The sequence below is a fragment of the Oscillospiraceae bacterium genome (assembly GCA_034925865.1).
In the GTDB taxonomy this organism is placed as follows: Bacteria; Bacillota; Clostridia; order Oscillospirales; family SIG627; genus SIG704.
Map to the genome: position 1 here is coordinate 82,381 of JAYFRN010000012.1, position 12,686 is coordinate 95,066.

Consider the following 12,686-nt stretch of genomic DNA (forward strand, 5'->3'; position numbering starts at 1 on the left):
AGAGCTCAAGCAAACTCAGTTTTTTATTTCCTCCTGCTGCAGAAGTTCGGATGCTCCGTTTCCCGAATATTTATACAGACAGACCTTGACTGCGCCGGAAGTGTCGCTTGAAGGAGTTATAATTATGTATGTGTTCAGTTGATAATCCGGTGCGTTATCTCTCCATGAACCGCTGTTGGCGTATATTACTTTTTTTCCGGCAAAATTTTCTGAAGCGACAAGCTTTGCGGCATGAGTATGGCTGAATACAACAATTCGTACAGAAGCATTGCAATCAAAATACTCTTTTTGAGCTAAAGAGTCGGTGAAATCGTTTGAACCTGCTTTCATAATTGCGGTAGCTGTATCAATCGGGACGGCTACATTATTAAGCGTCTGTCTTTCGGCCCAGCTTTCTACTATGCCATTGTATAGATTGACGCTGATTTTTCCGTCATCGCCCTGATAAGGAATAAGATCATTGATCGAATAAGCATTAGTATAACCGTTAATATTTGTTTTTATCGCATAATCGGTTATACTTTCAGATAATGGCAGCTGAGATAGTATAGCCGCCAATCCCATATTGTAATAATAATAACCGGTATATGTTTCGTCCGCGGTGTTCTGCGGGATAACGGGAACACTGTTTGCCGGTCCTGATACTTTTTCAATAGCTGACGATACCGCGATTCTGGAGAGGAAGAAACCGCTTGGAAGTATCGAGGAGTCGTTTCCGGTGATATTCCGGTTTGAAATAGGATCCGGGGCGCAGATGAAATTGTATCTGTGTCCGTGCTCTATTGCTACTTCACCGTCCATTGCTGTGTATGTACCGAGGCCTTCGGCGTCCCGCGCTTGATTGATTCCCGGGAATATACGTTCGGCCTCTTCTTTGCTGAATGTCATATCATGATTTCCGGGTATATAAGTTACTTTAATGTCGCCGTCATTGATGATAGAGTTTATCGTGTCAATTATTTCCCGGTTGTTTTCAACGATTTTATCATTAAAGTCCGATAAAGAGGTTATAACATAATCCATCGGGATAACCCACTCATCTATCAGATCTCCGTTAATTACAAGTTCGGAAACTGACTTGGATTGCTTAATCATCGACAGGAAGCTTACTATGTTTTGCTTGTCATAATCTGTTCTCGAATATGAATCATCCACATAAAGATGCAAATCGCTAATTACAACGATCTCGGTTCTGTTGGTTGCTTCTTTCGCAGCTTCGCAGCTTGAAAAGCAGGGAAGAAGTATCAGCGCAATCAAGCATATTGCGATAAATATATGTTTGTTAAAATGCTTGTTCATTTATATAAATTCCGTTTCTTAATAATTTTTAACACAAATATCCAAAGCTTTCGCAGCTAAGAGCATTGTTATTTATTTCCCAGTATTCTTTTAAAATCGTCAATATCCATATCCCTGACTACATATGAGCGCGGGAAAGCGAAAACATCAAGCTTATAACCGCTTTCGTCAGAGGGAGGCTCGGTCGTGAACGCGGCGGTGTAATAACGTGCGGCGGCAGCTTTGACTGAGTCGTCATATGCTCCGTATGGATAGCATAACGCGGTGACTGGCATGCAGGTGATCGATTCGATTAGTTCTTTTGATTCGGAAAGCTCATATTCAAGCTTTTCCCGAGACAGCCCCACAAGCGAGCTGTGCGTCAAACCGTGGCTTTGAATACTGACGAGCCCACTGGAGGACATTTCATAAAGCTGCGCGTCAGTGAGGTGACGCTCGGTTCCGATCGTTTTAGGAACAACAAAAATTGTCGCCTTGATATTGTATTTTTTTAAAAGCGGAAAGGCGTTTGTGTAGTTGTCCTCATATCCGTCGTCAAAGGTTATGCAGACAGGTTTTACCGAAGAACGAGAAAATTTTCCGCTTGTAAGCTCGGACGCGAAAACTGTTTCGGCGCCGGATTCTGAAATATACTTAAGCTGAGCTTCAAAATCCGCAGGCTTCACAAAAAGATAGTGATATTCGGTATACGGCTCGTCGAGTATCAGGTGATATGTAAGAACAGAGGCGGAAGAATAATTATACCCTGTGCCGCATGAGGTATGAAAAACCATTATTAAAGCGGCAAGCATTGCTATTAAATAAAGCTTTTTTGTTTTTTTCATTTGTATGGACACAGGTTACGGTAGCTTTATAAGCTCCGCAAACAGTGATTTAAAGAATTATGTATTAATTAAATTTTTTCCTGTTCTTTATTATTAACGCGGATATTAAATATTACTGCAATTTTTAAATGCATTTTAATAGTTACCGCATTAATCAGTATCCTGACGGCCGTTTTTATCTGTGATTCCGTGCGAAACAGAGTGTGCTTCTGCTTCTGAGCTGTATATGGAGAATGCGGGAATAAAATATCCGGGCAGACATACGTAATCAACATCGGCAATATCATAGGAGTATGTGTCAGGCAAAGCCTCAGACAGCTGTGCGGGCTCATTAACCTCCGATAACTTATATGAAAATATCATTCCCGCGGACATGGTAAACATAATTGCGACTACAATGATCCATGTGCCCTGTTTTTTACGTGATTTTTGAGAAACAATCAGCTCAATGCGTTCCCTTAAGGCGCGTTGCGCGCTGGAAAGCGCGGTAACAAGCTTGTCGGTATGCGTAGAGATCTGTCTCATCGCTTCAAGTATACTGCGTCCGTATTCGACCTTTTGCAGAGGAGATAAATCAATTGTCACCGCTTCGTCACATGAAAGCTCAGCGAGCCGCTCCAGCCGCTTAATCATCAGCGAGACGAAGGGATTGAACCAATGCAGAGAAAAAGAAACGGCGCAGATAAGCTTTACCAGCGTGTCTTTTCTTTTGTAATGCGTAAGCTCATGAAAAATCACGGCTTCTTCGGCATCATCGGGAAGGATTATAAATTGCGATATAAAACCGCACAGCATCGGTACGAAAACGCCTGGGCAACTGTAAAAAGCAGGCTCACGCACGATCCCGGCTTTACGGCACAAAAGACTGAGCTTTTCCCTCCGCTCGTCTTCTATCGGCAAACGGTTTTTCTTTATATAAAAGAAAAAATGAAGATAAGGAATCACTAAAAGGAGAAAGTGAAGCAGTGCGCCCGCGGCCCAGACAACAGAGATGATATAAAGCGTTTTTTCGACATCCGACGAGAATACCGTGACATTGTCGGCGGCTGTACCGATGAAAGCTCCTGCCTCTGAAGACGACATTACCGGAATATTGATTTTAAAAATAGTCGGCAAAATCGGAAAGACCTTGACAGGAACGGCAAGTCTCAGCGAGAGCAAGGTGAGGGCTATGTATTTGCAGCTCTGGGTATAACGATTTCCGAACAAGATGTTCGCTGCGGCGAAAAGCACGATTAAAAGAGTCACGGAGCAGGAAACAGATAGTATTTCCAAAAATATTTTAATCATTTAGACGACTGTCCTTTCCTGTTTTGATGGCAATTACTTATGGTTATCTTTTTCGGATTTTGCCGAAGCATTTTTTTCGAGCCTTTTCTGAGCTTTATCAAGTATAGAGGAAAGCTCGGAAATGTCCTTTTCGGTAATGCTTTCGTCTCCGATGAGCGACGCGACAAGGCGTTTTCTGGAACCGTGATATATCTTGTCGAGAAAATTCACGGTTTCGGCGGCGCGGTATTCTTCCTCGCTGACAAGCGTGTAGAAAGCCTTGTATATAAGAGTAGAGCCGTGATATTCTGTTTTGATAAAGCCTCTTGAATCAAGTCGCGCAAGCAAAGTGTGAAGCGTGGCTTTGGTAACCGGATGAGATTTGCTCATCTCGACATATATCTGTGAGATTCTGGCGGGACTTTCAAGACGCCAAATAATCATCATTATATCAAGCTCTGCTTCAGGAAGCCGCTGTATGACACCGCTTTTTGTTTTCATGGCTGTTCCTTTCGTATATATTTATAACAATATTTATTTTATACCATTCTATCATTATCATAAATATATGTCAATAACAAACAGAAAATAATTTACATTTTTAAAGATTATTCTTAAAAGCGTTGCAAAGGTATACAGCCGCGGAAGCCAGTATCATCGCAAGCCCTGCCCAAAGAAATATAACTGCGTAAGGCGAGTCCGTCCCGGCTATTTCGAATATTCCGAACAGCATGCTCCATAGGGTAATACTGGCGATGCCGGAGTTGAAAAGATTGAACGATAACCTCGGAGAACGGGGAGCGCGCAGAACCGCCGATATTAAAAAATACACTGCGGCAGCGAGAGTATACGAGAACATATACGTCATATAAACCGAACTGACGTTATGGGAAAACCGTGAATATATAAGATTAAATATTACGCAGAACACGGATAAAGAGGCGTGGACTAAAGAGGCTTTGAAATTTCTGTTCATTGTGAAAATCCTCAGATACTTGATAACTTATTTGGAAACAATCATTTTAAACTTTTTAAATGACGTTTCTTGCCTGACTTAAAAGCTATGATCAGATAGATCGCATATATTATAACTGCGCTCGCCGAAACCGCCGCTCCGGGCAAAAGCCCCGGCGTCATATATCTGAATTCGACAGTGTTCGGTCCTTTGGCGCATCTGACGGCACAAAGACCGATAGAATTGATCGGCTCTGTTTTATTACCGTTAATGTAAATGTCGAAGCCTTTGGCGCATGGCATAGAAAAGAATAAAAAACCGTCCGATTTCGCGTCTATAGTACATACAAAGCCGTTATGCCTGCGTTCGAAGTTATTTTTGCTTTCCGCTTTGAGCCTTTCAATATCGCTAAGATACGTTTTGTCACCCGTATCGGACACAAGCTGATACGAAAGCGGTTCATACCCACGTTCTTCTATGAGCTCGTCCGGGAGAACGACGCCCTTGAGCATAACGCGCGTTCTCATTGCGTCGGGAATGGTTTCAAAATCGCTTCTTTTGATTGCGTAAGGATAGAAAAAGCCCATCGGAATAAAATCCGCTCTTTCGTAAACATATACGGTTTCCGCTCCGTTGTTATATTCGGTTACCTCAGAGTCAGAGCGCGAATCGTCTTTTTGAACGGTAAAATCGTATTTTGTCGAGGTAAGTACGTAATGAGCTTCGTCGCCGTATGTCATTGACGCGACGTTGCGCCATTTGCCGATGGCTGCGCAGAATTCAAAAATATGTCCATCCACAGTGCTGATCCAGCAGTCAGCGGAAGGATAGCCGGCGGCCATATTGGAATTAAGATATGGTGTCTTTACCCTGAAGTTACCGGCATCGTCAGTAAGCGTGCAATTCAGTCCGGTCCCTACTATCTTTTCATAATAATTTACGCTTTGACCGGCTGAAATCGAATCGTATATATGGAACGCGCCGGAGCAGGCGGAAAACAAGGCGGCTGCGGCGATAAGCGCCGCGGCATATTGTTTTTTACCGGCGCAGAATTTTATTATCAGATAAAGCGTGATAAGCCCGGCAAGAGCTATGATCAGCCTTGCGGAGTATCCTCCCGCGTCGATAATCAATCCGTTCGGACGACTGTCAGAGCGAAAAAGAGCGAGCGCGCATGTAAAGCCGAGCGCAAGAAAGCCGAATGCGGCGATATAACGGTAAAGTGCTGTGTTTTCGCATACAAATCCGCCGCAATCAGGTATTGAACCGATATTTGTCGCCGTTTCGTGAGAGGATGAGGCTACGCTCATTCTTGATTCGGCGGTGAGCGCGGAGCACAGAGCGAGGATCAGAACGGGCATGTAGAACCAGCGCGCGTAATAAATTCCGGACAAACCGGAAAACAGACTGTTCGCGGCGGGAATAAGCATGATCAAGCCGCAAACGCAAATGAGAAGTGAAAGACGTCCTCGCTTTTTAAAAACATAGGCGGCCGCGAGCGACGATCCGCACATAGGCAGCCATAGATTGACAGATGCAAAATCCGCAGCTTTAACCGATGAGCAAAACGACGGGTTTTCCGCCGGAAAGAGGATGGCGCGAAACAGCCTTAAATAAATGGTATTGTCCTTATAAATAACGGCATCCGCTCCCGTAAGCCTTTCAGACACGGACGGAACACCAAGAGTGAATATCGCCGCAGGCAGCACGATGAACATCGCCATGCAAAAGCCCATAACCGCTTCAAGCGCGATAAAGCCGAGCAAAGCAAGATTTTTCTTTATATCCCGGAAATAATCCTTTCCTACAAAGCGGATCAGATAATAAACGACTGTAAAAACGACCTCGCCGGTGAAGAACACGTAATTAGTAATGGCGCATATAAATACCGCCGCCGCGAAAACGCCTTTACGTTTTTCGGTTACAAGCACCTCAAGCCCGTACAGTAAAAGCGGGAAAAAGCATATGACATCGTGAAAATGATTGAAAAATAAGTTTATGGTCGAAAATCCGGAAAAGGCATAAAGCACGGCTCCGAAAATCGCGCCTTCATCCGTTTTTGTGAAACGGCGTATATAAAGACAAGCGAAAAATCCGGTAAAGGAATATTTCAATATCAGAAGAGGCGCGACGATAAACGGAAACCACGACGGCGGGAACAAAAGCGAGATCCAGAAAAACGGGCTTCCTAGAAGATAAAACGCGTAAGAACCGATAAAATCGCCGCCCAGGTCTGTTATACCGCTCCACAGAACATCACCGGATTTAACGGAGGCGTTTGCGGTAATATTGAATATGAGCTGCTGATGAGTAAAATCGGCGCATATGTTGAAAATTCCGCTCTGGAATATAACAAACGGCAGAATCATCAGCGCGGATGTGCATAAGCATATTACAAATGCTTTTTTCGCTCCGGACGGGCGAAAAACCGCCGATGCCGACGGAGCGAAATTTTTCATAGTTATTCTCCGTAGACCCCGCGGCATATACCTTTAAGCACTGCGGCGTCGTGAATAAAGCTGTCGGTTAAACCGTCTTTTGAAAACTCCGTCAGGAAATTATGATTCTTTCCGTCGCCTTTTATCAAGCTCATATATTTGCTCCAGCTGTCCGCTCCGTCCGCTTCATCGAGAAGAACCTGTTTTCCCTGACTATAATTGAAAACATGAATGTTAATAAGATATGGCAGCACGGCCTTCAGCGCTTCCATATTTTTTTCCGTGTCAAAAGTCACCTCTGTCTGCCAGTAAAGCCGAATATTGTCGCGTCCGATATCGTTTATCAGTTCAACCGCGTCGCATGCGTTTGAGGTAAGGGAATTGTTGTGATATTCAAAGGCGACCGAAACGCCATCCGCGGACGCCGCCATCGATATGCGCCGCGCTTCGTCAATGCATTCCGCGTATTGTTCCTTGGTCATCCTTGCTTTTTCCGAGTTTCCGGCCCAGATTCTTATCACAGGCGCGCCAAGCTCGCGTGCCGTTTCGAGAATGTCCCTGAAGGATGCACCGGAACCGAGAGAATAATAAGAGCCGTAAGAAAGAACCTCAAGCCCTCGTGATTCGGTTTCCCTTCGTACTGTTTTTGCCTTTGCGGTATCTCCGGCGGGGACATGCACGTCTCCGCCCCATTCTATCCCGTCCACACCTGACGTTTTTGCGAGATTTATTATATCAAGATCTGCCAGCCCACGAAAGCTGACAGAAGCGATGCCGGTTTTATACATTATAACCGTTCCTTTCCTTTGGGTGACAATAACTATTTATATTATTCGATATTATTCGACAGAAAACTATTATATTCGGCTTCGCCGGCAAGAATATTGAGCGCGTCGATCAAAGCGGAAACACCGAGATTTTCCGGAAGGGAAAATTCCTCAAGCAGCTTTTTCCTCTTTCGGGCGCTGTCTTTTCCTCCGAAGAAGCCGTCCTCATAAAGCCGCGACCGCGTCAGCCATTGTCTGTTTGCGTTTCCTTCTGTGACTGTGCAGGTTTTTACTCTGTCTGCGGCGATCAACAGACGCCGCAAAAGATCGGAATCAATTCCCTCTACTCCGACAAGCCCGGCCTTCCCCGGTGTTCTTTTACGCTTTTCCTTGCCGGAAACTGTCGGGACATATATGTTAACTATATCATATTCGCTTTCAGGCACGGCACCCTTGATGTATCCTCTGATAAGCCGCCCCGCGTCATCGCTGTCGGTCAGGATGATTATGCCTGTCCTGCGCGCGTATGATCGTATCAGCTCAAGCTTTTCCGCGTTTTTAAAAACTCCGAAGCCTTCTGTAGTGATAATTACAGCGTCGGCCAGAGATTCAAGCTTTATTTTGTCGTATTTTCCTTCAACTACAACGGCGCGCCTGAGCTTTATTCTTTCCGCTCCGCCGTCTTTTTTTGCAGACATATTCATTTCTTTTGAATAAGACGCAGAACCATCGTGTCTATAAGAGAATACCCGTCGATTGATTCCGATTTAAGCCGTCTGTCCGTTTCAAGACAGAGAGCGGCCGCATATGAGGCAAAGCTTTTAGGGTTTGACTCCGCATAGTCGCGATAATTTCTCAATTGCCATTCCTGCATGCCGGTGATATGCGCGGCCTGCGATGGAGAAGCGGCGGAACAAGCGGCAACGGCCCGTACCGAGCGGCTGAACGAGGCGTTTATCACGATGGGATCGATCTTTTTTCTCCTTAGCGAGCAAAGCGCCCGAAACGATTTTTCCCTGTCCCGGCGAAGCACCGCGTCTGTAAGATTATATATCTCATACTCCTCGCTGTCCTCGGTGAAGAGCTCAATATCTTCTCTTTTTATTTCGTGTCTCGTTCCGGACGGCTCGTCAACATCGAAATCCGGTCCCTTTGCGTATGCGCAAAGCACTTTTATAATGTTTTCAATTTTCAGCATTTCACCGCCGCAGCGTGAAATAATCAGCCTCAAATTTTCGTCAGAGCAATGTACCCTTTCGGACATGAACGCGTCGTCCGCCCATTTCAACAGTCTCTGAGGTGAAAGACGCGTGAAATCGACTATATATATCAACGAGGAAAGCGATTTCATGATTTTTCTCGCGGTGGTCTTTTTATCCGGCACAAGCGTCTGTCCGCCGAAGATAAGCATGACGATTTGTTCTTTTGACAGCTCCGAAAGCATTTTTATAAGTGACTTTTCATCGCGGTCGGAAAGCTTCAGAAGAGGCAGGCCGAAAACCTCAATAAGGCGGTATTTCCCCATAAAGGAAACGCCGCTCAGTTCGTTTTCAAGCTCCCGCAAGGAAGCGCCGTCGTCAAAATCAAGCCTGACGCGGTTAAAGTCCGGCATCGGTTCCGACGCAATGAGTTTTCTGAAATTATCAAGCCATTTTCCGATAAGATAATCCTCCGTGCCGCAGAACAGGTATCCGCCGGCCGGATCGGTTTTAAATTTCGTTTTAAGCTCGTCCGCTGAATTATAAAAGCTTACGGAATCTGCCATCAGTCCATTCTCTCTGAAAGCTTTTTGCCGCCGAGGATGTGGAAGTGAATATGCTTCACCGACTGACATCCGTCCTCGCCGACATTTGATATTATTCTGTATCCGTTTTTAAGCCCGGTTAGCTTCGCGATTTCCGGAATTGCACGGAAAACCTCTGCTATGACATTGCTGTTCCCGACGTTTATCGCGTCGGCGGAGGCGATGTGCGTCTTCGGGACGACAAGAACATGCACAGGCGCCTGCGGATTAATGTCACGGAACGCATATACATATTCGTTTTCGTAAACCTTTTTTGACGGGATCTCTCCCGCGATGATTTTACAGAAAATACAGTCCATATTTTTGCTCCTTTGTGTGGAAATTATCGGCAGTGGCTTTGCCCCTGACCCCACTTAAGGACCCTTTTGGAAAAGGGTCCTTAAGAATCCCCTAAAACTCATATTCGAGTGAATATAGCTCACCCATACAGATATTCATATGGAAAAGGGTCCTTAAGAATCCTAAAACTCAAATTCGGGTGAATAAAGTTCGCCCATACAGATATTCATATGGAAAAGGATCCTTAAGAATCCTCTAAAACTCATATTCGGGTGAATAAAGTTCGCCCTTACAGATATTCATATGGAAAAGAGAATCCCCCCTCATTTATGAAATCCCCAAATGAGCTTTTTGAGGAGTCCAGAGGGACTTTTTCGCTAAAAAAGTCTCTCTGGCGTCTCCCTATTATCCAAGTATTGAAAAGAATTCTTTTTTAGCGTCCGGAAGCTTTTCCGGGAGTTTTCCTCCGGAGGCCGCGCTGTCCGGGCGTCCGCCGCCGCCTCCGCCTACGATCGGCGAGAGCTTTTTGAGGATGTTTCCTGCATGCGCTCCGTTTTTGACCGCATCCTTGCCGCATCCGGCGACAAATTGTATCTTGCTTTCTTCCGGTGAAACGCTGTAAAGCACGGCGACAAGCGAAGAATGCCTGTCCTTGAGCATATCGAGAGAGGAACGCATTCTGTCTGTCGAGTCGTTTCCTGCGTCGGCGAAAAGGAGCGCGAATTTGCCGTTATCGGAAAGCTGCGCTTCGTATGCGCTGACTGAGACGGCGGCGAGCTTTACAGAAAGAGCTTCGATCTCTTTTTTTGCCTCGGAGAGCTCGGCGGCTACGGATTGGGCGCGCTTGACAAGCTCTGCGGAACTGTTTGCTTTCAGTATTTTAGCGGCTTCTGCGATTTCGGACTTTTCTTCAGCGATCAGTCTGAGCACGTTTTCGCCGGTGACGGCTTCTATTCTTCTTATACCGGCCGCAATGCCGGCTTCTGATACTATCTTGAAAAGTCCGGCCTTTGCCGTGTTGTCGAGATGCGTTCCGCCGCAAAGCTCGGCGGAAACGTCTCCCATTTTTACCATTCTGACCACCTTGCCGTATTTTTCACCGAAAAGCGCCATGGCTCCGTGCTTTTTGGCCGTTTCCGGATCTGTTTCCATGGTGGTGATCGCAAGTCCGGCGAGAATATTTTTGTTTACGATATTTTCTGTCTTTTCTATTTCATCGGGCGTCATGGCGGTAAAGTGCTTAAAGTCGAATCTGAGCCTGTGCTCATCGACCAGTGAGCCGGCCTGCTCTACATGCGTGCCGAGGACAGAACGGAGAGCCGCGTGCAGCAGATGCACGGCCGAATGGTTGCGCCTTATCGCGTCGCGTCTTTCCGTGCAAACCGCGGCGAGCGCCTCGTCTCCGACGGAGACGACGCCTTTTTCGATTGTGACATGATGAATTATAACGCCGTTCTTTGTCTTTTTTGTGTCTGTCACCAAAAGCTTTGCCGTGGGTGTCGTGATTGTGCCTGTGTCGCCGACTTGTCCGCCGCTTTCTCCGTAAAACGGAGTGGCTTCGAGAATTACCGCGCCTTCTCCTTCGCTGATGGCTTCCGCGGGCTCTCCGTCGGAGAGGATAGCGGCAACGCGTGTTTTATAAGACAGCTTTAACGCGTCGTAACCGACAAAATCGGTCTTTTCCATTCCGGCAGTAAAGGTCGCGTTCGTGCCCTCCCATCCTGCCGCGCCGCCGCGGGCGGCTCTCGCGCGTTCCTTCTGTTCCTTCATCAACAGAACAAAACCGTTTTCGTCGATATCAATTCCGCTTTCGCGGCAAAGCTCTTTTGTCAGATCGATCGGGAAGCCGTATGTGTCATAAAGCTTGAAGGCGTTTTCACCGGAGAGCTTTTTTTCCGCGCCTATGCCATCGAGCATTGATTTGAGTATTATCAGACCTCCGTCGAGCGTCTGTTCAAATCTTTCCTCCTCTGCCTTGAGGACGCGTTTGATATAATCGCGCTTTTCCGCAAGCTCGGGATATGCGCGTTTGTTTTCGTTTATAACAAGGTCGCACAGCTCATAAAGAAAGCGCCCCTTGATTTCGATGAGCTTTCCAAAGCGGGCGGCGCGCCGGATGATGCGGCGAAGTACATAGCCTCTGCCCTCGTTGGACGGAATGACGCCGTCGCTGATTAGAAACACAGAGCTTCTGATGTGATCGGTGATGACGCGGATGGCGACGTCGTTCTCATGAGCGGATCCGTATTTTTTTCCGGAAATTTCGCATACATGATCGAGGATACGGCGAACCGTGTCCACCTCGAAAAGGTTGTCGACGCCCTGCATAACGCACGCGAGACGCTCAAGTCCCATGCCGGTATCTATGTTTTTCTGCTTCAGTTCGGTATAATTGCCCGCGCCGTCGTTGTTGAACTGCGAGAAAACAACGTTCCAGATTTCCATGAATCTGTCACAGTCGCAGCCGGGGCGGCAATCAGGGCTGCCGCAGCCGTATTTAGGTCCGCGGTCGAAATATATTTCGCTGCACGGTCCGCAGGGACCGCTGCCATGCTCCCAAAAGTTGTCTTCTTTTCCGAGCCGGACGATCCTTTCCTCAGGGACGCCGCATTTGTCGCGCCAGATTGCGTATGCCTCGTCGTCATCCTTGTAAACGCTCGGCCACAGCAGGTTTTCCGGAATTCCCAGCACTTTTGTGAGGAATTCCCATGCCCACGCTATGGCGTCGTCTTTAAAATAATCTCCGAAGGAAAAATTACCGAGCATTTCGAAATATGTGCCGTGACGCGCCGTCTTTCCGACGCGGTCGATATCCGGCGTGCGAATGCACTTCTGGCAGGTAGTGACGCGGCTTCTCGGCGGCTCCTCCGCTCCGGTGAAATATGACTTCAGCGGAGACATACCTGCGTTTATCAGCAAAAGGGATTTGTCGTTTTCGGGAATAAGTGAAAAGCTTTTCAGCCTGAGATGTCCTTTGGATTCAAAAAACGAAAGAAACATCTCTCTGAGCTCGTTAAGTCCTGTATACTGCATACGGTTAAATCTGCGATG

Annotated in this window: 11 protein-coding genes; all 11 read right to left on the minus strand. The window is 46.6% G+C overall.

Annotated features, from left to right (window positions below; all coding sequences use genetic code 11):
* Nucleotides 1-15: 15 nt before the first annotated feature.
* Nucleotides 16-1,299, minus strand: a complete 1,284-nt coding sequence (locus VB118_06495) for a metallophosphoesterase (protein ID MEA4832247.1) — start codon at nt 1,297-1,299, stop codon at nt 16-18.
* 68 nt (nt 1,300-1,367) lie between these two features.
* Nucleotides 1,368-2,123, minus strand: coding sequence for a polysaccharide deacetylase family protein (locus tag VB118_06500; protein ID MEA4832248.1), 756 nt, complete (start codon nt 2,121-2,123; stop codon nt 1,368-1,370).
* Nucleotides 2,124-2,273: 150 nt separating this feature from the next.
* The gene (locus tag VB118_06505) at nt 2,274-3,413 is read right to left on the minus strand and encodes a M56 family metallopeptidase (protein MEA4832249.1); all 1,140 of its coding nucleotides are present in this window, start codon (nt 3,411-3,413) and stop codon (nt 2,274-2,276) included.
* Nucleotides 3,414-3,446: 33 nt separating this feature from the next.
* Nucleotides 3,447-3,893 carry a BlaI/MecI/CopY family transcriptional regulator gene (locus tag VB118_06510; protein ID MEA4832250.1) on the minus strand — a complete coding sequence of 149 codons (447 nt, stop codon included), beginning with the start codon at nt 3,891-3,893 and terminating at the stop codon, nt 3,447-3,449.
* Nucleotides 3,894-3,993: 100 nt separating this feature from the next.
* Nucleotides 3,994-4,368, minus strand: a complete 375-nt coding sequence (locus VB118_06515) for a hypothetical protein (GenBank protein ID MEA4832251.1) — start codon at nt 4,366-4,368, stop codon at nt 3,994-3,996.
* Nucleotides 4,369-4,409: 41 nt separating this feature from the next.
* Nucleotides 4,410-6,806 (minus strand): YfhO family protein, encoded by a 2,397-nt coding sequence (locus tag VB118_06520; protein MEA4832252.1) that lies wholly within the window; start codon nt 6,804-6,806, stop codon nt 4,410-4,412.
* A 2-nt stretch (nt 6,807-6,808) separates the two neighbouring features.
* The gene (locus VB118_06525) at nt 6,809-7,573 is read right to left on the minus strand and encodes a TIM barrel protein (GenBank protein MEA4832253.1); all 765 of its coding nucleotides are present in this window, start codon (nt 7,571-7,573) and stop codon (nt 6,809-6,811) included.
* Nucleotides 7,574-7,614: 41 nt separating this feature from the next.
* Nucleotides 7,615-8,250 carry a DUF4093 domain-containing protein gene (locus tag VB118_06530; protein ID MEA4832254.1) on the minus strand — a complete coding sequence of 212 codons (636 nt, stop codon included), beginning with the start codon at nt 8,248-8,250 and terminating at the stop codon, nt 7,615-7,617.
* Nucleotides 8,251-8,252: 2 nt separating this feature from the next.
* Nucleotides 8,253-9,317 carry a hypothetical protein gene (locus VB118_06535; GenBank protein MEA4832255.1) on the minus strand — a complete coding sequence of 355 codons (1,065 nt, stop codon included), beginning with the start codon at nt 9,315-9,317 and terminating at the stop codon, nt 8,253-8,255.
* Entirely contained in the window at nt 9,317-9,655 is a 339-nt protein-coding gene (locus VB118_06540) for a histidine triad nucleotide-binding protein (GenBank protein MEA4832256.1), read from the minus strand. Before VB118_06540 ends, VB118_06535 begins: the two co-directional genes overlap by 1 nt.
* A gap of 385 nt (nt 9,656-10,040) precedes the next feature.
* A complete protein-coding gene (gene alaS / locus VB118_06545) occupies nt 10,041-12,668 on the minus strand; it encodes an alanine--tRNA ligase (protein MEA4832257.1) in 2,628 nt (875 codons plus the stop codon).
* Nucleotides 12,669-12,686 lie beyond the last annotated feature (18 nt).

Bases quoted from the DNA above. Each gene is read 5' to 3' on its own strand.
- VB118_06535 (MEA4832255.1), bottom strand. From the start codon at position 9,317: ATGGCAGATTCCGTAAGCTTTTATAATTCAGCGGACGAGCTTAAAACG.
- VB118_06520 (MEA4832252.1), bottom strand. From the start codon at position 6,806: ATGAAAAATTTCGCTCCGTCGGCATCGGCGGTTTTTCGCCCGTCCGGA.
- VB118_06525 (MEA4832253.1), bottom strand. From the start codon at position 7,573: ATGTATAAAACCGGCATCGCTTCTGTCAGCTTTCGTGGGCTGGCAGAT.
- VB118_06505 (MEA4832249.1), bottom strand. From the start codon at position 3,413: ATGATTAAAATATTTTTGGAAATACTATCTGTTTCCTGCTCCGTGACT.
- VB118_06495 (MEA4832247.1), bottom strand. From the start codon at position 1,299: ATGAACAAGCATTTTAACAAACATATATTTATCGCAATATGCTTGATT.
- VB118_06530 (MEA4832254.1), bottom strand. From the start codon at position 8,250: ATGTCTGCAAAAAAAGACGGCGGAGCGGAAAGAATAAAGCTCAGGCGC.
- VB118_06500 (MEA4832248.1), bottom strand. From the start codon at position 2,123: ATGAAAAAAACAAAAAAGCTTTATTTAATAGCAATGCTTGCCGCTTTA.
- VB118_06540 (MEA4832256.1), bottom strand. From the start codon at position 9,655: ATGGACTGTATTTTCTGTAAAATCATCGCGGGAGAGATCCCGTCAAAA.
- VB118_06515 (MEA4832251.1), bottom strand. From the start codon at position 4,368: ATGAACAGAAATTTCAAAGCCTCTTTAGTCCACGCCTCTTTATCCGTG.
- alaS (MEA4832257.1), bottom strand. From the start codon at position 12,668: ATGCAGTATACAGGACTTAACGAGCTCAGAGAGATGTTTCTTTCGTTT.
- VB118_06510 (MEA4832250.1), bottom strand. From the start codon at position 3,893: ATGAAAACAAAAAGCGGTGTCATACAGCGGCTTCCTGAAGCAGAGCTT.